This window comes from Faucicola osloensis (genome assembly GCF_020041925.1).
GTDB lineage: Bacteria > Pseudomonadota > Gammaproteobacteria > Pseudomonadales > Moraxellaceae > Faucicola > Faucicola osloensis_D.
In genome coordinates this window covers 606,109-626,904 of sequence record NZ_CP083409.1, presented here as the reverse complement: position 1 = coordinate 626,904, position 20,796 = coordinate 606,109, and the positions used below count along the sequence as shown (strand labels likewise).

Below are 20,796 nucleotides of genomic sequence, written 5' to 3'. Positions count from 1 at the left end.
TTCATGGCCCGTTATCTAGGTCCAAAATTAAAACTTTCTCGTCGTGAAGGTACTGATTTACAATTAAAATCAGGCGTAAAAGCGTACGAAGAAAAAACCAAAAAAGCTGACCGTGCCCCTGGTCAACATGGTAATCCACGTAGCAAAACGTCAGAGTATTCTGCACAGCTTCGTGAAAAACAAAAAGTAAAACGCATTTATGGTGTGTTAGAGCGTCAATTCTCAAACTACTATAAAGAAGCTGCGCGTATGAAAGGCGCAACTGGCGAAAACTTGCTTCAAATGTTAGAACGTCGCCTCGATAACGTTGTTTATCGTATGGGTTTTGGTGCAACTCGCGCAGAAGCTCGCCAATTAGTTAGCCACCGTGCTATTCTAGTAAAAAAAGCGGGTCGTGATGAGTTTGTTCGTGTGAACATTCCTTCAATCCAATTGCAAGATGGTGATGTGATTGCCGTACACGAAAAAGCCAAAGAACAATTACGTATCAAAAACGCAATTGAATTGGCGGGTCAACGTGGTACACCTGTATGGTTGGAAGTTGATCACAGCAAATTGCAAGGTACTTTTAAACAAGCGCCAGAGCGTGCTGATTTACCAACCGAAATCAACGAAAGCTTAATCGTTGAGTTGTACTCTAAATAATTAATTTTACTATAAAGTCGAGGTGACAAATGATGCTAAATGCTACTGAGTTTCTTACACCGAATGCCATTCATGTGGACACGGTCAATGAAACACACGCCAAAGTCACGCTCGAACCGTTAGAACGAGGTTTTGGGCATACATTAGGTAATGCCCTACGTCGTATTCTATTATCTTCATTGCCTGGTGCAGCTGTAATCGAAGCTGAAATCGAAGGCGTTGATCATGAGTATTCAACCCTTGAAGGGTTGCAAGAAGATGTGTTAGATCTATTATTAAATTTAAAAGGTTTAGCGATCCAATTGCATGATCAAAATGAAGTATTCTTGACCCTTGACAAACAAGGTCCTGGCAATGTACTAGCATCAGATATTGAGTTACCTCACAATGTAGAGATTATCAATCCTGATTTAGTTTTAGGTACATTAAGTGATCGTGGTCATTTAAAAATGCGTTTGCGTGTAGCAGTAGGTCGTGGTTATGAGCCTGCCAATGTACGTAAAGATTCTGGTGATAACAAAGTTATTGGTCGTTTAAAATTGGACGCTAGCTATAGCCCAATCTTACGCGTGGCATACCAAGTTGAAAATGCCCGTGTTGAACAACGTACTGACTTAGACCGTTTGGTTATTGAACTTGAAACCAATGGTACCATCGATCCGGAAGAAGCGATTCGCAAAGCAGCAACGATTTTGCAGCAGCAAATTGCCGTATTTGTTGACCTTGAAGCGGAAGCTACCCCAGAACCTGTTAAGGAAAAAGAAGAAGTTGACCCTGTGCTACTGCGCCCAGTGGATGACTTAGAGTTAACGGTTCGCTCAGCAAATTGCTTGAAGGCGGAAAATATCTATTACATTGGCGATTTGGTACAACGCACCGAAACTGAGTTGTTAAAAACCCCAAATCTCGGTAAGAAATCATTAACTGAAATCAAAGACGTCCTTGCTTCTAAAGACTTAGAGCTTGGTATGCGCCTTGAAAATTGGCCACCTGCTGATTTACGTGTTGATGACCGCTTCTCTTACCGTAGCCGTTAAAATTTAAAGGAAGTTTGACCATGCGACATCGTAACAGTGGAGTTAAGTTGGGTCGTACCAGCAGCCATCGTAAGGCCATGTTCCAAAATATGACCAACTCACTATTTGAACATGAACTCATCAAAACTACTCTTCCTAAAGCTAAAGAGCTTCGCCGTGTGGCAGAGCCGCTAATTACTTTGGCAAAAGAAGATTCAGTTGCTAACCGTCGTCTAGCGTTTAACCGCTTACGTAATAAAGCGACTGTAGGTAAATTATTCACGACACTAGGCCCACGCTACAAAGCGCGTCCAGGTGGTTATTTACGTATCATCAAATGTGGTTATCGCGATGGCGATGCTGCGCCGATGGCATACGTTGAATTAGTAGACCGTGACTAATCATACTGATTAAAAAAACCCCATAGGTTCGCGCTTATGGGGTTTTTTGTTTATAGTGATAAATCCTCAATTTACCTTTGGAAAAATGATGCAATTGAGTTTTGATGTGCTAGTGATGTTAACGTTGGTCGCGGGGATTGCAGGATTTTTAGATGCCATGGCAGGAGGTGGTGGCTTATTGACCATTCCTGCCCTGTTAATGGCAAATGTTCCTACGCTTTATACCTTGGGCACCAACAAGCTGCAAGCGACTGCAGGTTCGCTTTCTGCCTCCATTACTATGATACGCAGAGGCAAAATTCACCCTAAGCAAATTTGGCGTTCAATTATCGCCTGTTTTGTGGGAGCCGTGCTAGGCGCCATGGCTGTGCAGCTTTCTCCGCCAGTGCTATTAGCCAAAGGCATTCCTTTTTTAATCGCGCTTATTGGTATTTATTATCTGTTTGCACCTAATATTGGTGAGGTCAAATCTGCACCACGAATCAGCAAAAATAAATGGCAATACGGGATGTCACCCTTGATTGGCTTTTATGATGGCTATTTGGGTCCTGGTACAGGGATGTTTTTTGCGCTAGGCGGTATCACCATGCGGGGCTTGGATATGATTACCGCGACTGCCAATGCCAAATTACTCAACTTTACCAGCAATGCCGCGTCGCTGATGTTTTTTATATTGGGTGGAAAAGTACTTTGGTCAGTGGGGTTTGCTATGATGTTGGGGCAATTTATTGGTGCTTCATTGGGCGCGCAGATGGTGGTCAAAGGCGGTACCAAGTTTATTCGACCGGTGATTGTGATGATGTGTTTTGCGATGCTAATTAAATATGTGTTTTTTTCTTAATAATTTTTATTTATGATAGCGGTAAAATTATTCATACTTTGAGTATCGAAAATATGACAACTGAAATGATTTTAAGTATCTTTCTTGGGATTGGTTTGGCGGCAAGTAGCGGGTTTCGTGTGTTTGTACCTCTGTTTGCGCTCAGCTGTGCCGCATATTTTCATATTATTTCGCTCAATGACAGCTGGCAGTGGGTAGGCTCTACGCCTGCGTTAATTATTTTGGGTGTAGCCAGTATTGCAGAGTCGATGAGTTATTTAATCCCGTTGGTTGATCATATGTTAGATACGGTTGCTGTACCGCTCGCAGGGATTGCAGGAACATTGGTCATGGCTTCGACATTGACCCATATGAGTCCTGCAATGACTTGGGCGCTAGCGATCATGGCTGGTGGCGGCGCCGCCGCTACGATAAAAGGTACAGCTGCCACCACGCGTGTGGCTTCGACTGCGACGACGGGCGGTTTGGCAAATCCCGCTGTTTCCGTGGCAGAGACCGGGACAGCGATAGGGCTGTCGGCTTTGTCGATTTTTTCACCCATTTTTGCGATGATTGCGTTACTCATTGGTTTACTGATGATGATTTGGGTGGTAATAATGGTTAAAAATCGCGTTAAACGCTAAGGCATATGCCCTGTTTCTTGTAAAGAAAGCGTGCCATCTTGACCCACGATAATATGGTCAATCAAAGTCATATCGACGAGCTGACACGCTTTTGCCAAACTGCGGGTAATTTCCAGATCTGCTTGTGACGCTGTGGCAGAGGTGCTTGGGTGATTATGGGCGATAATAAGCTGACTTGCCCCGTATTTTAACGCACAGCGCAATACTTCCCGCACGCACACCGAGCACGATGAAATACCACCTGTGAACAACACCTCATACTGGATTAAGGTGAGCTGATTGGTCAAAAACAGCACCGCAAACACCTCGCGATTGAGCGGTCGCAGCTGCGTAGTCAGATAGTCTTTGACCAATTGGCTGGCGTTAAGGGTAGGGGCTTGTTTGACTTGGCTGGCAAGGTAGCGTTTGCCCATCTCAAGGCTTGCCAAAATCTGAGCGTATTTTGCCATGCCGATACCATGACACGCCATGACTGCTTCACTGGGCGCAGATAGTAACTGAGCTAGGCTGCCAAATCTTTCAATCAAGCCACGAGCCAGTTCGATAGCGGATTGGTCTTTGGTACCTGTGCGCAGAAATATTGCCAAAATCTCGCTATCGGATAGACTCTCAGCGCCTTTTTGTAGTAGCTTCTCTCTGGGGCGCTCGTCTTGGTGCCAGTCTTTGATTGCCATGGGCATTTCCTAATAAATGATGATTAATCATACCTAAAGTGGCGGAAAATTGTTACTATAGGCGAAATTTTTTAGTGCTTTTATCTTATGAAAAATATCCTTCTTGGTATCACAGGCGGCATTGCTGCCTACAAATCCGCCTCGTTTGCCCGACTATTAATCAAAAGTGGCTATGACGTCCGTGTTATTATGACGGCAAGCGCGCAAGCCTTTATCACACCCTTAACGCTGCAGGCCTTGACGGGCAACCCAGTGCATATCGACTTGTTGGATGAGAGCGCTGAGCTGGGAATGGGGCATATTGAACTGGCAAAATGGGCGGATTTGTTGATTATCGCGCCTGCTACCGCCAATACGATTGCTAAACTGGCCATGGGAATAGCGGATGATTTACTCACTACCGTTTGCCTTGCTACCGCCGCCCCGATTTTGGTGGCGCCTGCTATGAATCAGCAAATGTGGCAACATCCATCGGTCAAACTTAATTTGCAGACGTTAACCGATTATGATTATGAGATCATCCAACCAGCCAGCGGTGAGCAAGCCTGTGGGGATATCGGTGAGGGAAGATTGCCAGAGCCAGAGCAGCTACTTGAATACGTGCAATATTTCATCGCAGCGCAAATCACCCCGCAAGTATTGGCAGGTAAAAATGTGACAATCACCGCAGGTCCGACGATTGAAGCCATAGACCCTGTGCGCTATCTATCCAATCATTCCACGGGCAAAATGGGTTTTGCGCTGGCAAAAGCGTGCCGTAATGCAGGTGCGAGGGTAACTTTGATCGTTGGGGGTAAAGTACCGCTGCCAACGCCACTACTGGTCAATCGTATCGATGTGTTATCGGCTGAAGAAATGCTAATGACCGCTCGCCAATGCGCCAGTGACGATATATGTGATTGCCATGACGATCACGACCATGACCATGATCATCACCACCATCATGACCATGATGAATTTGGCAATGATATTGAAGTTGAACCTGCCAGTACAGCGACCGATATTTTTATTGCCACGGCTGCGGTCGCTGATTATCGCACGCGTGATGTCGTGCCGCAAAAGATTAAAAAAACGCAAGATCAGATGTCGCTGGATTTGGTGAAAAACCCTGATATTTTGGCGACCATTGCCACAGAATTCCCTGAGGTTTTTGTGGTAGGATTTGCGGCAGAAACCCAAGATATCGAGAAATATGCTCGTGGCAAACTCGAAGCAAAAAATCTCGATATGATTGCTTGTAATGATGTGTCCCGCACCGATATTGGTTTTGGCAGTGATGACAATGCCATGACGGTGTTTTTTAAGGGCAAAGACGCCGCAGTCAGCCTCGAAAAAGCCAGCAAGGATATCATTGCCAGTCAGCTGGTCAGCTTAATCGGTAAGCAATTAGCGGGTAAATTCACCTTGGTAAGATAGTCGCTGATGGCGATTTTTTCCGTTCAGCAAGGTGTCATGCTTTCGATGCTCATGATCCCCGCGATATTTGCTATCGCCAGTATGTTTCATGGGCTGACAGGGATTGGCGTGACGTTGATTGCGACAACAGCATTGGCAAGTTTTTATCCGATGTCGCATGTGCTGCTGCTGACGGTCGTGCCGTGTTTGGTGATTAACTTGGTGGTGTTTTTGGAGGGTGGCAATATTGGCTACTACCTCAAAAAATATTGGCTATTGGTGTTTACTAGTTTTGTGGGCAGTCTGATCGGCACAAAGTTGGTGTTTCTCATCGCACCGCATTATTTGCTGATCGGGCTTGGGCTATTGATTGTCGGATATGTGCTGACCCAGTTTTTGGCAAGTCAAACGGGCAAAAATATTCGACTGCCCAATAATCAACCAAGTTTAATCTTCAGTGGGCTGGTGGCAGGCGTGCTCGGCGGTGCGACCAATGCCATGTCGCCGCTACTGGTGATGTACTTGCTATCGGCTACCGAAGGCAGCCTAGACCCCAAAACCGAGCTGATTAAAGCCAGTAACCTGTGCTATGTAGTCGGCAAAATTGCTCAGCTCATCGTGCTGTGGCAAGGGTTCGTGAGCCTACCAACGACAGAATTGGGCGTGATTGGCGTGGCGACGCTGTTGTCGTTGCTGTGTTTGTATATCGGGTTTTATTTTCGCCATAAAATCTCACAAAAAATGTTCAAAAATATGACGTTGGTGATTTTATTACTGTTAGGTGTTAACGCCTTATTCAAAGCTTTTAGTGGTTAATCATTATCGTCTTTTAACATCAACGCCCGCTCATACAAGGCATTTTTCTTTGCACCTGTGATATCGCTGGCGAGCTGTACGGCTTTTTTCACCGACAAATCTTGCAATAATCGTTTTAGCAATTCATCGTGTTTACCTTCATCATTGACAGAATCATTTGCGCCAGCGACCACCAGTACCATTTCACCTTTTTGCTGATTGGCATCGCTTGCAACAAACTGCTTTAGTTCACCGAGCGTTGATGGATAAATGGTTTCAAACGTTTTGGTTATCTCACGGCAAAACGTCACTTGTCGATTGTTGCCAAGCACCGTAATCATGTCATCGATACATTCAACAATACGATGGGGCGCTTCATAAAAAATCAGCGTGGCGGTTAAATCCTTGATTTTAGTCAATTCGCTTTGGCGTCCTGCGGTTTTGGCAGGCAAAAAGCCATAAAAATAAAACTTGTCTGAAGGTAATCCTGCGACCGATAGGGCGGCTATGGCAGCACTGGCGCCGACAACCGGCGAGACTTTGATACCGGCTTGGTGACAGGCGCGTACCAGTCGAAAACCAGGGTCGCTAATGAGTGGGGTACCGGCATCACTGATAAGCGCGATACTTTGCCCTGACTGTAATATCTCAATCAGTTTAGGCGTCTGTACTTCGGCATTGTGGTCGTGATAAGCCCAAGTTTTGGTGGGGATGTTAAAGTGATTGAGCAGTTTGCCCGAGGTGCGGGTGTCTTCGCAGGCGATGATAGCCACGGTTTTTAGGCAGTCGATGGCGTGGGCGGTGATATCGGATAAATTACCAATCGGGGTGGCGACGATATAGAGTGTGCCGGTTTGCTGCATGATTTTTCTCAAGTTTTGCTAAATATTGGTGGTATTATAAGGTTTTCTGCGGAAAAAAGGATTTGTGATGAAAACAATTTGCTTTGCTATTTTAAGTGTAAGTTTAATTTCAACGGCAGAGGCTTGTTTACCCTCATCCCCGGCTGATGTGTTGGTCGGACGAATTGCCAGTATCGAAAAAGGCGCTGAATTGCAACGTGAAAACCAAGCAAAGCAAGGTTTTGGCTTAAAATTCACCGATTATCACTGGGTGTTTCGCACATGGCGTCAACGGCGTATTTTGCCATCGGCGCAGCGTTTTGAAGGTGTTTTTGCTATTAGCTCACTAAAACCCAACGATATCGTTGTAGCATTAGCCAGTCATTATGATGGGGGTAAACCGCATAATTACCGCATTGATAGTGTGGCAAAGCTGACTTGTCAAAACAACAAGCTGATTTTACAAAAGCCGTTGGTGATACCGGTCAGTTGGAATCGACAACAGCAACGATGTGGGATTGGTCAAAATTACTCAGGGATTTTGGATGGCTTTATCGATAACAATCAAGCGTATTATTTGGCAAAATTACAGCAAAAATACCCAACTTGTGCCGCTTTAGAAAAAACCTTTGCAACAGTAAAATAACCCAACAATGAAACTCACCGCCCCAAAACAACGCCAAGGCGATTATTATGAAACCCTCGCCAAACACTACCTTGAAGCGCAAGGCTTAACGTTTTTTGCCAAAAACTGGCACTACAAAAACTTGGGCGAGCTTGATTTGGTGATGCTTGAGCCGACGCAAAAAACCCCTTGCTTAGTCATTGTCGAAGTGCGTCAACGAAAAGTCAGCCAATTTGGCACAAGTTTAGACAGTATCACCCCCACCAAACAACGTAAAATCATTAAAACTACCGCAGCTTTTTTACAAGCGCATCCACAATTTGATAACTTTGACATTCGCTTTGATGTGGTAAGTTATGAAGGCGCTGCAACTGCAGGGCAGGCTGGCATGCCAACGCCTACATGGATTAAGGACGCTTTTGGCGTAAATTAAGCATTTTGTATAACGTATAAACTTAGCAAAAATTATGCTATGCTACGCAGCAAAATAGTATAATTTTACCCCTCTTTTATTAGGTATTTCCCATGAACGCACAAGATTTAATTACTTTACTACAACCCCATTTTCCAAGTGGCAAAATCGAAGCCGCCAATCAAGGCAACAAATTTGATGTGCGCGTGGTGGATGACAGCTTTGAGGGTAAACGTGCTGTCGCGCGTCAACAAGCCGTGTTGGGGTTGGTGTCTGATAAATTTGCGTCAGGTGAAATCCATGCACTGAATATCCAAGCGTTGACCTATGCCCAGTGGCATGAGATGCAAGCTAAACAAGCTGCGCAGTAAGCCATTTTTAGGAGAAACACATGGATAAATTTTTAATCACGGGTGGCACTCAAGTTAAAGGGGAAGTGGTCATCTCTGGTGCAAAAAATGCGGCATTACCCTTGCTTGCGGCAATGATTTTGGCAGAAACCCCCGTCACCCTGCACAATGTACCGACACTCAAAGACGTCAATACCTTGGTCAAATTGATTGCGGGCACGGGTATCACCATTGAAAAGAACGGCGATACGGTGACTTGCGATACCAGTACCATCAATAGCTACTATGCCCCGTATGAGCTGGTCAAAACCATGCGTGCATCGATTTTGGTATTGGGACCGCTGCTTGCACGCTTTGGGCAGGCTGAAGTATCGCTACCTGGTGGCTGCGCAATTGGCTCACGCCCTGTTGACCAACATCTAAAAGCCTTGGAAGCGATGGGAGCGACCATCACTGTTGAAAATGGCTATGTCAAAGCCAAAGCACCTGCTAGCGGTCGGCTAAAAGGCTGTCATTTCACCTTTGATATGGTCACGGTTGGCGGCACTGAAAATACCATCATGGCAGCGGCATTGGCAGAAGGAACCACGCACCTAGAAAACTGTGCGCGTGAACCAGAAGTAGTTGATCTGGCTAATATGCTTGTCAAAATGGGCGCAAAAATTGAAGGCATTGGCACCGCTTATATGACCATTGAAGGCGTTGACAAATTAAATGGCTGTGAGTACTCAGTAGTACCAGACCGTATCGAAACAGGCTCATATCTTGCGCTTGCCATGATGACAGGCGGGGAAGTGACTGCCAAAAAAACCGAAGCAAGCTTGATGCAATCCGTGCTGAAAAAATTTGAAGAAATGGGCGCACAAGTTACTGTTGGCAGCGACTGGATTAATGTCAAAATGGCAGGTCGTCCAAAAGCGGTTGATATCCGCACACTACCACACCCTGCCTTCCCAACCGATATGCAAGCCCAGCTTATGACAGTATGCTGTATTGCAGAAGGCACCAGTACCATTATTGAAAATATTTTTGAAAATCGCTACATGCATGTCCCTGAGCTGCAACGTATGGGGGCAAATATCAAAGTCGATGGTCATACTGCCGTTGTTCAAGGCGTCGATAAGCTCAATGCTGCGCCTGTCATTGCAACCGATTTACGCGCCTCTATGTCACTGGTAATGGCAGCGGTGGCAGCCAAAGGCGAGACCTGTATCGAGCGCATTTACCACATTGACCGTGGTTATGAATATGTGGAAGATAAACTGCGCGGCTTGGGCGTGACCATTGAGCGGGTAAAAGGCAAATAACAGGTATAAGACAATGACACAAGCAAATGATGCCAATTATAACGGTCTTACCTTAGCGTTATCCAAAGGGCGAATCTTAAAAGATACCTTGCCTCTGCTAGAAAAGGCAGGTATCGAACTACTTGAAGACCCAGAAGAATCACGTAAACTTATTTTCCCGACCACGCATGCTGATGTGCGGATTTTGATTTTACGCGCCAGTGACGTGCCAACCTATGTGGAGCATGGGGCGGCGGATTTTGGTGTGGCGGGTAAAGATGTGCTGATGGAGCATGGCTCAAGCAATTTATATGAATTGCTTGACCTACAAATTGCCAAATGCCGTTTGATGACGGCAGGTAAAGTGGGGCTACAATTACCCAGTCGTCGTCTTCGAATTGCCACCAAATATGTCAATGTGACGCGCGCATTTTTTGCCAGTCGCGGTGAACAAGTGGATGTGATTAAACTCTATGGTTCCATGGAACTTGCGCCCTTGGTGGGCTTGGGAGATTTGATTGTGGATGTGGTCGATACCGGTAATACCTTAAGAGCCAATGGTCTAGAGCCGCGCCAAGAGATTTGCCAAGTTTCTTCGCGTTTGATTGTCAATCAGGTCAGTTATAAACGCAAATTTGCGCTGCTTGAGCCAATCATTGAAAGCTTCAAGCAAAGCGTCGCTGATAACACCCAGTAAGGTTTCAAAAATCACCATGATGCAGCATCTTTTTGTGTATGGCACGCTAGCGCCCAATCGTGACAACCACAGTATCATGACACCTATCAACAACGGCAGTTGGCAGCCTGCGACTATTCGTGGGCATTTGATGCCAGATGGCGGTTGGGGCTCGGCGCTCGGATTTCCTGCAGTCATCCCAGATGAACAAGGCGACATGGTAGCGGGCTTGGTGTTTTCGTCGGATGATTTGGCCAATCATTGGGCGCGGCTAGATGAGTTTGAAGGTGAAGCCTATCAGCGCATTGAAGTAACCGCCACGCTTGACAATGGTGCAAAAATCCAAACCTTTATGTATGCACTCGATAATCTACAGCATTATTAAAGCTGTCTTTGAAGATTAAAACATGGAATATGAAAACATTGAAAATTAAAACATTGAAGATTAAAAAAAGACGTTATTAAGACGTCTTTTTTTAACTGGGTGATTTTTAATTGGGCGAAAACTAAAAGCGGTGACGGATTGGCTTAGTTTAGTCGATTTTGATGCGCTAGCTTTGATGCACCAATTTTGATGGGTTGGCGAAGCTTTGCAGGCTAAAAAGCCGCTTTCATCCATGATAAAATTTGTTATGCTATGTGTTAGTCATTTTTATTCTTAGGGGAATACCATGCGATTGTTAAATAGCCAACAAGCCAGTTTTGAGCAGAAATTGACTGAGCTGCTTGCTTTTGAAACGGTAAATGATCCAGCGCTACTGGCTACGGTCGATGATATTATCGCGCAAGTGCGTCAGGGTGGGGATGAGGTGGTGTTAAAGCTGACCCAACAATTTGACAACCATCCTGCCAAAACCTTTGCCCAGCTAGAGATTTCACAAGAAAAGCTCAAACAAGCATTTGATGGGTTAAATCCTACAATCAAGCAAGCGCTTGAACTGGCGGCACAGCGCGTCACATCTTTTCACGAGCGCCAACGGCAAGAAAGCTGGACGTATCAAGATGCGCTAGGCAATACGCTTGGACAACAAGTTACGCCACTCGATAAAGTGGGTATTTATGTGCCAGGTGGGCTGGCAAGTTATCCATCTAGCGTCTTGATGAATGCGTTACCCGCCAAAGTGGCAGGGGTCGGGCAAATTATCATGGTGGTGCCCGCCCCTCATGGTGAACTAAATTCCTTGGTATTGGCGGCCGCTTATTTGGCGGGTGTGGATAAAGTCTTTACCATTGGCGGCGCGCAAGCGGTGGCAGCGTTGGCTTACGGCACTAACACCATCCCGCAAGTCGATAAAATCACAGGACCTGGCAACAAATACGTGGCAGCCGCCAAACGCGCCGTGTTTGGGCAAGTGGGCATTGATATGATTGCAGGTCCCTCGGAAGTTCTCGTGTATGCCGAAGGTGTGGCAAATGATAAAGCGGATTGGTTAGCCATGGATTTATTATCGCAAGCTGAGCATGACACTGTCGCGCAAGCGATTTTTGTCACCCCATCTGAGCCATTACTGAAAAAAGTTGCGCAGGAAATCGAAAAAGCCTTAGCAGATTTGCCAAAAGCTGAAATCGCTAAAGCGGCGATTGCCAACCGTGGCGCGCTGATTTTGGTGAAAGATCGCGCAGAAGGTATTGAAGTGATTAACCGCATTGCGCCGGAGCATTTGGAATTATCGGTCGATGACCCAGAAGTGATGGTCAAAGATGTTCGTCATGCGGGCGCTATCTTTATGGGTCGCTATACCCCTGAAGCGATTGGTGATTATTGTGCTGGCCCTAATCACGTGTTGCCAACGTCAGGTACCGCACGCTTTAGTTCACCGCTCGGCGTCTATGATTTTCAAAAGAAATCTTCGATTATTTATTGTAGCGAGCAAGGTAGCCAAACGCTGGCAAAAACTGCCGATATATTGGCGGTGGAAGAAAATTTGGATGCCCACGCGCGTTCAGCCCGTTACCGTGTAAAATAAGCTCAAACGCGCCTTTGGTAATTCAACAGCTTATGGCAATTCAACAGGGCGTTTAACTCATTTAACTCATTTTAACGGGGAAGTTATTAACGCTGCTTTGTCAATACATCTAGGCGTAGCCGTTCTTCAGGCGTGAACATCGTCTGCTGTAACGCCACAATTTGTTGCTGTGCTTGCGGCACATTACCCAATTTGCTCAGTATTTGGTTAGACTGTGTCTGATAAGTTGCCACACGCTGCGCAAATTGCGCTTCAGATTGGTCAAGCTGCTCAAGCCGTTTAACCGCTTCAGGGGAGACATATTGACTACGCATGGCATTGATTTGGCTTTGCGTTGCCCCTTGCTGCTGCATTTGCTGCGTTTGCGCTAATAACTTGTCAATATTGCGCTGCTCGGTTAGCTTTGTCTGTAGATGTGGGTCTTTAACACTGGCGATATAGGCAGTCTGCGCTTTATCAATGATGGCTTGGCGCTGGTCATTGCTCAGTTGCGCGTTTTGGTTAGCTTCGACGACCGTCATGTTATAGTCATTGAGGGCTTGTTCATCGCCAAAAAAGGCTTCACGGGTTTTGGCGTCAAAATAGCGGGCTTGCAGCTGTTGTACTGCGCGTAATTGGTTTTTAATCGCAGATAAATCTAATGCACTGACATTGGGATTTTGCTGTGCTTTAGGCTTATCTAGCTGGCTGACAGCAGTCAAATAGGTGAGATAATTTTGAAAAATGTTAACCGCTTGGCTTGCGGCAGGCTCAGGCGTATGTTCACGAATATACGCAATCACCCGTTGTTCAATTTGGCTTAACGGCTCTTCCCCTTGTGCGGACAAAAAATAATCAAACAGTCGGCGCAAACCGGCGGTCACCACCAATTGCTTATTTTCATCGATAATAATTTCACCATCGACTTGGGTGCCTTGTAGTGATTTGGGCAGTGATGTGGCCAGTGATGTGGGCAAGGGGGTAGCGTTCGCGCTGACGGAGGATGCATTGGCGAGCGTAATGGTTTGATTGGAGGGCAATATACCAGATGGCATCGTACTAGCGGCATCATGCTGTAAATTATTGGCTGTTTTGACAGCGTCCTTAGGTTTTAACCACAGTATGCAGGCTATCAATAATGCAATGATGACACTGGCTAATACGATTATTAGCCAGGTTATCGGTCGTTGGTTTGTGTTAGGGTTGTTTGAAGGAACCATAGGCATAAGCTTACAACGATTGACCTTTTAAGCGATTGACTTGGTTGCGATAGACAGTCAATGGATTGGTATCTAGCAAACTGACAATGCCAAATACCTGATTGACTGAATCCATGTGATTCATTTTATAGTTATCACGAATCACTGCACCCAGACGACTTGAACAGGGTGAGACAAGACCATCATTGGCTTCGCCATTGAAGGATAAACCCGTCAACCCCAACACCGTATCAGACGGATCGACAAGCATGGTCATAGTTTGGGCACCACTAAATGAGTAGTAACGTACATTATTGACCACCGTGTTTTTTGGGTATCCACAATAACTGGTCGGCATTGCTGCAGGGAATTTTTGGTTAAATTTGGCTGCATAATTGGTGGTGAGTGAATTGACGGCTGCCCAGCCATCTTGCTGCTGCAGTTGATTCAGTGGCACGCCAGATCCAATATCCATCACACCGCCCACCAATTCAAAAAACTTGATTGCCATTAAAGAGGCGGTATTAAATTCGCCAGCGGGTAAGCCATCAGCCGCGCTGCCTTCAGTCACCATTTTGACTGTCCAATCCGCCATTTTTGAGCCTTGCTCAGGGCTAGAAATCGCCGTCACAGAGGATACTAGCGATGGCGCAACCCCCGCCACATAGCGAATATCAATCCCGCCTTGGCTATGACCCATTAAGTTAACCTTCGGGCTGCCGGTGATGGCAATGATGGTTTTGACCTGTTGGAGTAGCTGCTCACCGCGCACTTCGGTGTCATTGACACTTGATGTCTTGGTCACATACACACTCGCGCCATTTTTGGTGAGATCTTGAGGAATGCCATTAAAATAATCGACCAAACCAAACAGTTTGTTCCAGCCACCAAGCCCATGAGCAAGTACGATAGGGTATTTGGTTTTTGCAAAATTTGAGGTGGCGCTCAGGGAAGTGACTGCGACACAGCCAGTGGCATTGGCACAGTTGTAATAGCTTGATGCATAAGAAGACGCAGAAAATGCGATGGAAGAAAAAAGCAATCCTTTGGCGGCACGGCGCATAAAGCGATGATGTGACATATACTGATCCTTGTAAAGTCATAATGAAGTTTCGCTGTCCTATGGATTAATTTAACCTAAATCAAGAATTTATGAATCAAATAAAATGACTGATCAGTATATTTTTTGGCAATGTCAGTCGATGCAGTATGTAGGTAAGGTTAAATATCAAGTGATGTATTGGCACAATTGGCGTGCTATCTACAAAAGCAGACACAAATTATCATTGATTTTCTGCTATGATTTGCTAAGGTAACGGCTGATTTTTCGTTTTTGCTGTTTGTTGATTTTTTGCCCCTCATAACAAGAGAATAACTGACCCACTATGTTAGAACTACTATCTGACCCGTCAGCGTGGCTAAGCCTTGCGACGCTTGTCGTTCTTGAGATTGTTTTAGGTATTGATAATCTTGTCTTTATTGCCATCCTAGCCAATAAACTCCCGCCGCATCAGCGCGCTAAAGCTCGAAATTTGGGTCTAGGTTTAGCACTACTCATGCGATTGGTGCTCTTGTCCATGATGTCATGGCTCATTACCTTAACCGATCCCGTGCTCACCTTGGGAAGTTTTGATTTATCGGTTCGAGACATTATTTTATTGGTAGGCGGGGTGTTCTTGCTGTTTAAAGCAACCACTGAGCTGCATGAGCGGCTGGAAGGAAAACCTGAGCATACCAACCAAAGTAAAGTGCAAGCTGGGTTTATGGCGGTTGTCGCACAGATTGTGATTTTAGATGCGGTGTTCTCGTTTGACGCGGTGATTACCGCTGTAGGCATGGCAAAACACCTTGAAATCATGATGGCGGCAGTGATCATTGCCATGGTATTGATGGTGGCTGCGTCTAGAGCGCTCACGGAGTTTGTCGGTCGTCACCCGACCGTGGTGATTTTATGCTTAAGTTTCCTATTGATGATTGGCTTTAGTTTAATTGTCGAAGGACTAGGCTTTCATATGCCAAAAGGTTACTTGTACGCGGCGATTGCGTTCTCAATCTTAATTGAAGCGTTTAACCAAGTAGCCAAACGCAATAAAACCAAATATGAAAATCAAATTCCGATTCGTGACCGTACCGCGGATGCGATTTTACGTTTAATGGGTGGTAAAACCGAAGAAGCGGTTACCCCAGAGAATAATTCAGAACATTTTGATTTTGATAGTATGCCATTTGCGCAAGAAGAGCGTTATATGATTAGTGGCGTATTAGCGCTTAATGAGCGCGATGTACATACCATCATGACGCCGCGCAATGATATCTCTTGGGTCAATATCAACGGTAGCCGCGAAGAAATGCGCGCGCAATTGCTTGATACGCCGCATAGCTTGTTTCCTGTGTGCCGAGATACCATTGATAAAGTGCTTGGGGTAGTACGCGCCAAAGACTTTTTGGATTTGCTCTATAACAATGTCGCAGATATTGAAACCGCCATTAAACCATTACTTAACAAGCAGCAGCCTGTGTTTGTGTCAGAGAGCATTGACAATCTAAAACTGCTCAATATGCTCAAAAAAGCCAAAGGTAATTTGGCGATGGTGATTGATGAATACGGTCAAGTCGCAGGACTAGTGACACCGCTTGATGTGCTAGAGGCGATTGCAGGTGAGTTCCCTGATGAAGATGAAACCTTAGAAATTATCCCCTATGACGATTACTGGATTGTGGATGGCACAGCAAGTTTGCACCAACTACGTTTGGAGCTTGACGATCCAGATTTTCTACTCGATGCCGATCAGTTCACCATTGGCGGGTATTTGATTTCGCAGCTGACCGACGCCCCAAAAGTCAATCAAACCATTGATATCGGTGGCTATAAGTTTACCATTCTAGAAACTTCAACATCGCGCATTTTGAAATTAAAAGTTGAACGTGAAGCCCCGATGGTGGCAACGGTGTAAACCAATGCTTGGGTAATAAAAAAGGGGTAATTAACCCCTTTTTTATTACTTTTTTAGGGATATAACAATTAAGGAATTTGCTTAATCGTCAAGGTGATAGTAGGCAGATTGCCCGTTGACGAGGCAGCAGATTGACTGGATACAGGCGCGGATGATAGCGCAGTCAAGGTAATATCCCTGTTGGCAAAACGCTGCGTTTGACGCAAGTCACCGCGCAAATCCCCAATCGATAGGTTAAGGGTTTGTGGGCGAGAGGTAGTGGTCATAGCCGTGACCGCCACCGTGGCATTCCCTGCCCAAATACACTGTACATCTGTGGCACAGCGGCTATCATTGAGCACTTTATCAAAAGTCAGATTTAGCTGGTGTTCTTTAACAAAGATGTTTTGCCCCAGTGCAAGCGTGACCGTGCGAGTGGCATTGGCGGGCTGGTTGACTGTTGAAGGTGTTGGCTTGGCGGGCAACGTAGGCGCAGTCATACAGGCGGTTAATAGGCTCGTAGTGAGTAAGGCGATACTTGTGGTTTGAATGATTTTTTTCATCGGTGATTTCCTTTTTTTCTTAACGGTTAATTTTATTTCTGGTTTTTAGTTTTGATTTTTAGTGTTATTTTTGGCGGCAAAAAAACGCTGTAGTCCCGCCAATACCAAGTCTTGCCGAATTTCCACGCTGGCTGATAGGTGCGGCTCAAAAGTATGGGCATCACCGCCTGTCATGGTGATTTCAAATTGTGGGTAGCGATGAATTGTTTCATTGATTGCCCCGACAATGGATAACATAATACCATGATGCACCGCGTCTTGGGTATTGGTGCCTGAATCTATACTATCAAAAGTGCCATCAATAATAGTAATCTGGCGCGTTCCTGAGAATAGCGACTCGCGCTGCAAATAGATACTGGGAAAAATATAGCCTCCCAAGTGATGACCCTGATCGACCAAATCAATGGTAACGGCAGTGCCGCAGCCAATCACGCATTGTTTTTTGCTAGGCTCGATGATACCGAGCATTTGTAGCCAGCGGTCAACGCCAAGTTGGGCGGGGTTATAGTCGCTCGACATCAGCGCGTGCTTGGCATGGACTTGAGCAAATTCAAACGGTTTTTGCAATCGCTCTAGACTTTCTGCGACGTGATTATTGACGGCTTGTCCAAGTACGGATGATACCCCGATAAAGTCAGGATTGAGTCGTTCAAGCCGAAAGGTCAACCCTTTGAGCAATTCGGCAGGCGCTTGCAAATGCTGCTCAGCTGCATGATCGAGCACTTGACCGCTATCGTCGGTGAGCCAATATTTTAAGCGGGTATTACCCAAGTCTAGCCAAAGTTTTGTCATAAATAATAGCCTTTGAGAGGGATGCTTTATTTGTGTTTATTTGCCTGCAATGATGAAACGGCTGAATCCAAAACTTGAATGGTGCCTGTCCAAATCGTTTGTGTGCTGCCATCTGCTTGCTCAATGGTTAGACAGCCTTGTGCATCGATACCTGCTGCAATGCCTGTGATTGATTGCTCAGATAAGGCGTTATGAATTTGCAAATGCTTGTTTTTTAATACGTCTCTTTGGGCAAAATCATGGATAAATTGCTGGCTTGCTTCAGCCGCTTGCAGCTGATTAAATTGCCCAATCGCATTAGCTATGGCATCGGTAATGGGCTGATAAAACTCACGGGGCTGTAAGCGCTGCGTTGTCAAGTCTTGCAAGCTTACCGCTTGGTAGTTTAAGCCTTCTTGGGTTTGCTCGGTCAGCACAGGAGCATGGGCAATATTGACCCCCACACCGATGACGACCCCTATCATCTGACCTGCGACATTGACAGGCTCTATCAAAATACCTGAGAGTTTTTGAAATTGGTCAGGTAGGTCGTCTTGTGGTTGATAAAAACCCACATCGTTCACCCATTTGACACCAATGGTGGGCAAATGCTTTGCCAGTCTTGTTTGGTTGATGTGTTCTATGATAGGGATTTGACTGAGCTGATAACCCACGCACAGTGACAAGCGACCATCTAATCGATAAGATAAGCAAAGATTTTGCGGCAATGCATAGGCTTGTGTCGGCACATACAGCGATAAATAAACATTGCCTAGCGGTGATTGCCATGTTCTGCCATGTTGACCACGTCCGCTAGATTGGGTGTCGGCAGTGAGTAAATGGGGGCGGCTAAAATGCGGTCGGTTATGGTCGGTGGGCGACTGCGCTTGATAGCTTAGCACCATCCACTCAATCAGCTGGCTGTTGGTTGAGTGGGTTGACGATAAATGGGTATGGCAAAGCGAATCAATTCTCATGAGGATGGGTACATAGGGTCGGGTTCATAAGCTTAGGCACAATGTTACAAACGTCAAAAAGATAAGTTTGCTATACTAACGCTATTTTTAATCAAAGGAAATGCAAAAAATGATGTATCTGTGGTTTTTGCTGGCGGGGGCATTTGCTGGCACTTGTGCGGGTCTGTTTGGTGTCGGTGGGGGATTGATTATTGTACCGGTGCTGATGGCGATTTTTAAAGCGTATGGCTATCCAAGCGATGTCATTACCCATTTGGCGGTAGGGACATCGCTTGCCACGATTGTGGTGACATCGATAAGCTCCATGCAATCGCACAATAAGCGCGGTGGCGTGCGCTGGGATGTATGGCGCAATATGTCAATTGGCTTGGTGGTGGGTAGTTTTGTTGGTGCTTATATCGCAGATTTATTGCATGGTAAGGTCTTGGCGTTTTTGATTGCTGGCATGGCGCTGTTTATGGGGCTAAAAATGCTTCTGGCTAAAAAATCTGAAGTTGTCGCGACCACTCACTTGCCATCTGTACCTGTGCAAACAGGGGTCGGTGGGTTCATTGGTGCAGCATCAGCGATTTTCGGTATTGGCGGTGGCAGTTTTACTGTGCCCTTTTTGAGCCGTTTCGGTTTGACCATGCAACAAGCGGTGGGTACGTCAGCAGCCTGTGGCTTGCCGATTGCCATTGCAGGGGCGCTCGGGTTTATGTTTTTTGGTAAAGATGTACAGGGCTTGCCCGCTGAGGCGATTGGCTTTGTGCATATCACTGCGTTTTTGTGTATTTCAGTGATGAGTTATCTATTTGCCAAAGTGGGGGCAAAATTGGCGCACCAATTGCCTGCCAACACCTTAAAGCGCATGTTTGGTGGTTTGCTGCTGATTGTGGGTGCAAAAATGATGGTGGGCGCGCTTGGCATTAATTTATGGTAAAAATAAACAATGGGTTTTGTGTCATGTCATGAGAGTGAATTTTACAATCCATTCTCAATCATATGCCCCATGCGCTCTTTTTTGGTGTTGAGGTAGGCTTCATTGTGGGGGTTGATACCCACCAACAGCGGCACGCGCGCTACCACTTCAATACCAATATCATTGAGATAGTCAATTTTGTTGGGGTTGTTGGTTATCAGCTTTACCTTATCCACGCCGACGTGCTCAAGCATCGGCTTGCACATCTCATAGGTGCGAGCATCGGCAGGCAAACCGAGCAGCAAATTGGCATCAAGCGTATCATGTCCTTGGTCTTGCAACGCATAGGCACGGATTTTGTTGGTAAGTCCAATCCCGCGTCCTTCTTGGCGCAAATATAAAATCGCCCCGCAGCCGCCATCTTTAGCATAAGCTTGAATCATCTGCATGGTGGCGTTGAGCTGAGGGCCGCAGTCGCATTTAAGCGAACTAAAGGCATCCCCTGTTAAACATTCGCTATGAATGCGTACCAATGGGATTTTGGATTTATCAGCCGTGGGCAAACCAACCGTCAGCATGACGTGTTCTTGTTTGCGATTGCCAAGCGCATCGCGTGCCGTGTCGTCGGTATCTTCAAACACATGAATATCAAATAGCCCATGCGCTGTTGGTAAGGTTGCTTGCGTGATAAATTGATACGACACCCACTACTCCAAAAAATGACCAACTGACCCAAACAACTGAACCAAGTCGGTAAACCCAAAAATAAAAGTGCCCTTTACATGAAGGCATTGATTAAAATATCAAGAAGGATAGCGTCATTACGCATCTTATCAATAAGCCGCAAGCTAGGTTGGCATGCTATCTGACGCAACTTTTTTGTCAAAATTTATCAAAAATTCAAGGCGCTAAGCTAAACTTTATA

Annotated in this window: 24 protein-coding genes; 16 read left to right on the top strand and 8 right to left on the bottom strand. The window is 45.8% G+C overall.

What is annotated here, in order from left to right; translation table 11 throughout:
• Positions 1-3: 3 nt before the first annotated feature.
• The 5 genes from rpsD (at position 4) to LAJ61_RS02705 (ending at position 3,526) form a co-directional block, all read left to right on the top strand.
• Positions 4-645: a 30S ribosomal protein S4 gene (rpsD, locus tag LAJ61_RS02725; protein ID WP_007115568.1), complete on the top strand. Its 642-nt coding sequence runs from the start codon at positions 4-6 to the stop codon at positions 643-645.
• A gap of 29 nt (positions 646-674) precedes the next feature.
• On the top strand, positions 675-1,682 hold the full coding sequence (locus LAJ61_RS02720) for a DNA-directed RNA polymerase subunit alpha (RefSeq protein WP_159771677.1): 1,008 nt from the start codon (positions 675-677) through the stop codon (positions 1,680-1,682).
• Between the two features lie 20 nt (positions 1,683-1,702).
• A complete protein-coding gene (gene rplQ, locus LAJ61_RS02715; protein WP_036593417.1) occupies positions 1,703-2,062 on the top strand; it encodes a 50S ribosomal protein L17 in 360 nt (119 codons plus the stop codon).
• Positions 2,063-2,150: 88 nt separating this feature from the next.
• On the top strand, positions 2,151-2,903 hold the full coding sequence (locus LAJ61_RS02710; RefSeq protein ID WP_224054386.1) for a TSUP family transporter: 753 nt from the start codon (positions 2,151-2,153) through the stop codon (positions 2,901-2,903).
• Positions 2,904-2,956: 53 nt separating this feature from the next.
• Positions 2,957-3,526, top strand: a complete 570-nt coding sequence (locus tag LAJ61_RS02705) for a DUF4126 domain-containing protein (protein WP_224054385.1) — start codon at positions 2,957-2,959, stop codon at positions 3,524-3,526.
• Here the strand turns inward: LAJ61_RS02705 and radC are convergent.
• Positions 3,523-4,200 carry a RadC family protein gene (radC, locus tag LAJ61_RS02700; protein WP_224054384.1) on the bottom strand — a complete coding sequence of 226 codons (678 nt, stop codon included), beginning with the start codon at positions 4,198-4,200 and terminating at the stop codon, positions 3,523-3,525. The two genes, LAJ61_RS02705 and radC, sit on opposite strands and share 4 nt — an antisense overlap.
• A gap of 87 nt (positions 4,201-4,287) precedes the next feature.
• On the opposite strand from radC, the gene coaBC reads away from it, so the two are divergent.
• Both coaBC and LAJ61_RS02690 read left to right on the top strand, forming a co-directional pair.
• Positions 4,288-5,616 carry a bifunctional phosphopantothenoylcysteine decarboxylase/phosphopantothenate--cysteine ligase CoaBC gene (coaBC, locus tag LAJ61_RS02695; RefSeq protein ID WP_224054383.1) on the top strand — a complete coding sequence of 443 codons (1,329 nt, stop codon included), beginning with the start codon at positions 4,288-4,290 and terminating at the stop codon, positions 5,614-5,616.
• Between the two features lie 45 nt (positions 5,617-5,661).
• Positions 5,662-6,411: a sulfite exporter TauE/SafE family protein gene (locus LAJ61_RS02690; protein WP_224054382.1), complete on the top strand. Its 750-nt coding sequence runs from the start codon at positions 5,662-5,664 to the stop codon at positions 6,409-6,411.
• On the opposite strand, the gene rsmI is transcribed toward LAJ61_RS02690, so the two are convergent.
• A complete protein-coding gene (gene rsmI / locus LAJ61_RS02685; RefSeq protein WP_224054381.1) occupies positions 6,408-7,253 on the bottom strand; it encodes a 16S rRNA (cytidine(1402)-2'-O)-methyltransferase in 846 nt (281 codons plus the stop codon). The genes LAJ61_RS02690 and rsmI overlap by 4 nt on opposite strands.
• A 67-nt stretch (positions 7,254-7,320) precedes the next feature.
• Here rsmI and LAJ61_RS02680 point away from each other — a divergent pair, with 67 nt between their 5' ends.
• From LAJ61_RS02680 to hisD, 7 genes are all read left to right on the top strand, one after another.
• Positions 7,321-7,878: a hypothetical protein gene (locus LAJ61_RS02680; protein WP_224054380.1), complete on the top strand. Its 558-nt coding sequence runs from the start codon at positions 7,321-7,323 to the stop codon at positions 7,876-7,878.
• Positions 7,879-7,885: 7 nt separating this feature from the next.
• Positions 7,886-8,290, top strand: coding sequence for a YraN family protein (locus tag LAJ61_RS02675; protein ID WP_224054379.1), 405 nt, complete (start codon positions 7,886-7,888; stop codon positions 8,288-8,290).
• Between the two features lie 92 nt (positions 8,291-8,382).
• Positions 8,383-8,640: a BolA/IbaG family iron-sulfur metabolism protein gene (locus LAJ61_RS02670; protein WP_036594190.1), complete on the top strand. Its 258-nt coding sequence runs from the start codon at positions 8,383-8,385 to the stop codon at positions 8,638-8,640.
• A 20-nt stretch (positions 8,641-8,660) separates the two neighbouring features.
• Positions 8,661-9,926, top strand: coding sequence for a UDP-N-acetylglucosamine 1-carboxyvinyltransferase (murA, locus tag LAJ61_RS02665; RefSeq protein ID WP_224054378.1), 1,266 nt, complete (start codon positions 8,661-8,663; stop codon positions 9,924-9,926).
• 13 nt (positions 9,927-9,939) lie between these two features.
• On the top strand, positions 9,940-10,602 hold the full coding sequence (hisG, locus tag LAJ61_RS02660; protein WP_160001259.1) for an ATP phosphoribosyltransferase: 663 nt from the start codon (positions 9,940-9,942) through the stop codon (positions 10,600-10,602).
• Positions 10,603-10,618: 16 nt separating this feature from the next.
• Positions 10,619-10,966, top strand: coding sequence for a gamma-glutamylcyclotransferase family protein (locus LAJ61_RS02655; RefSeq protein ID WP_310586021.1), 348 nt, complete (start codon positions 10,619-10,621; stop codon positions 10,964-10,966).
• Positions 10,967-11,252: 286 nt separating this feature from the next.
• Positions 11,253-12,548 (top strand): histidinol dehydrogenase, encoded by a 1,296-nt coding sequence (gene hisD / locus LAJ61_RS02650; RefSeq protein WP_224054377.1) that lies wholly within the window; start codon positions 11,253-11,255, stop codon positions 12,546-12,548.
• A gap of 86 nt (positions 12,549-12,634) precedes the next feature.
• On the opposite strand, the gene LAJ61_RS02645 is transcribed toward hisD, so the two are convergent.
• Together LAJ61_RS02645 and LAJ61_RS02640 are read right to left on the bottom strand one after the other, a co-directional pair.
• The gene (locus LAJ61_RS02645) at positions 12,635-13,747 is read right to left on the bottom strand and encodes a lipase secretion chaperone (RefSeq protein ID WP_224054376.1); all 1,113 of its coding nucleotides are present in this window, start codon (positions 13,745-13,747) and stop codon (positions 12,635-12,637) included.
• 10 nt (positions 13,748-13,757) lie between these two features.
• Entirely contained in the window at positions 13,758-14,807 is a 1,050-nt protein-coding gene (locus LAJ61_RS02640) for an esterase/lipase family protein (protein ID WP_224054375.1), read from the bottom strand.
• A gap of 304 nt (positions 14,808-15,111) precedes the next feature.
• On the opposite strand from LAJ61_RS02640, the gene LAJ61_RS02635 reads away from it, so the two are divergent.
• On the top strand, positions 15,112-16,680 hold the full coding sequence (locus LAJ61_RS02635) for a TerC family protein (protein WP_224054374.1): 1,569 nt from the start codon (positions 15,112-15,114) through the stop codon (positions 16,678-16,680).
• Positions 16,681-16,748: 68 nt separating this feature from the next.
• Here the strand turns inward: LAJ61_RS02635 and LAJ61_RS02630 are convergent, their stop codons facing one another.
• Genes LAJ61_RS02630 through LAJ61_RS02620 form a run of 3 tightly spaced genes read right to left on the bottom strand, consistent with a single transcriptional unit; the run spans position 16,749 to position 18,970 of the window.
• Entirely contained in the window at positions 16,749-17,222 is a 474-nt protein-coding gene (locus LAJ61_RS02630; RefSeq protein ID WP_224054373.1) for a hypothetical protein, read from the bottom strand.
• Between the two features lie 45 nt (positions 17,223-17,267).
• Positions 17,268-18,014 (bottom strand): pantothenate kinase, encoded by a 747-nt coding sequence (locus LAJ61_RS02625; RefSeq protein ID WP_224054372.1) that lies wholly within the window; start codon positions 18,012-18,014, stop codon positions 17,268-17,270.
• 26 nt (positions 18,015-18,040) lie between these two features.
• The gene (locus tag LAJ61_RS02620) at positions 18,041-18,970 is read right to left on the bottom strand and encodes a biotin--[acetyl-CoA-carboxylase] ligase (protein WP_224054371.1); all 930 of its coding nucleotides are present in this window, start codon (positions 18,968-18,970) and stop codon (positions 18,041-18,043) included.
• Between the two features lie 109 nt (positions 18,971-19,079).
• Between LAJ61_RS02620 and LAJ61_RS02615 the strand changes: the two genes are divergently transcribed.
• Positions 19,080-19,892: a sulfite exporter TauE/SafE family protein gene (locus LAJ61_RS02615; protein WP_224054787.1), complete on the top strand. Its 813-nt coding sequence runs from the start codon at positions 19,080-19,082 to the stop codon at positions 19,890-19,892.
• A 41-nt stretch (positions 19,893-19,933) separates the two neighbouring features.
• On the opposite strand, the gene ribA is transcribed toward LAJ61_RS02615, so the two are convergent.
• Positions 19,934-20,575, bottom strand: coding sequence for a GTP cyclohydrolase II (ribA, locus tag LAJ61_RS02610; protein WP_224054370.1), 642 nt, complete (start codon positions 20,573-20,575; stop codon positions 19,934-19,936).
• Positions 20,576-20,796 lie beyond the last annotated feature (221 nt).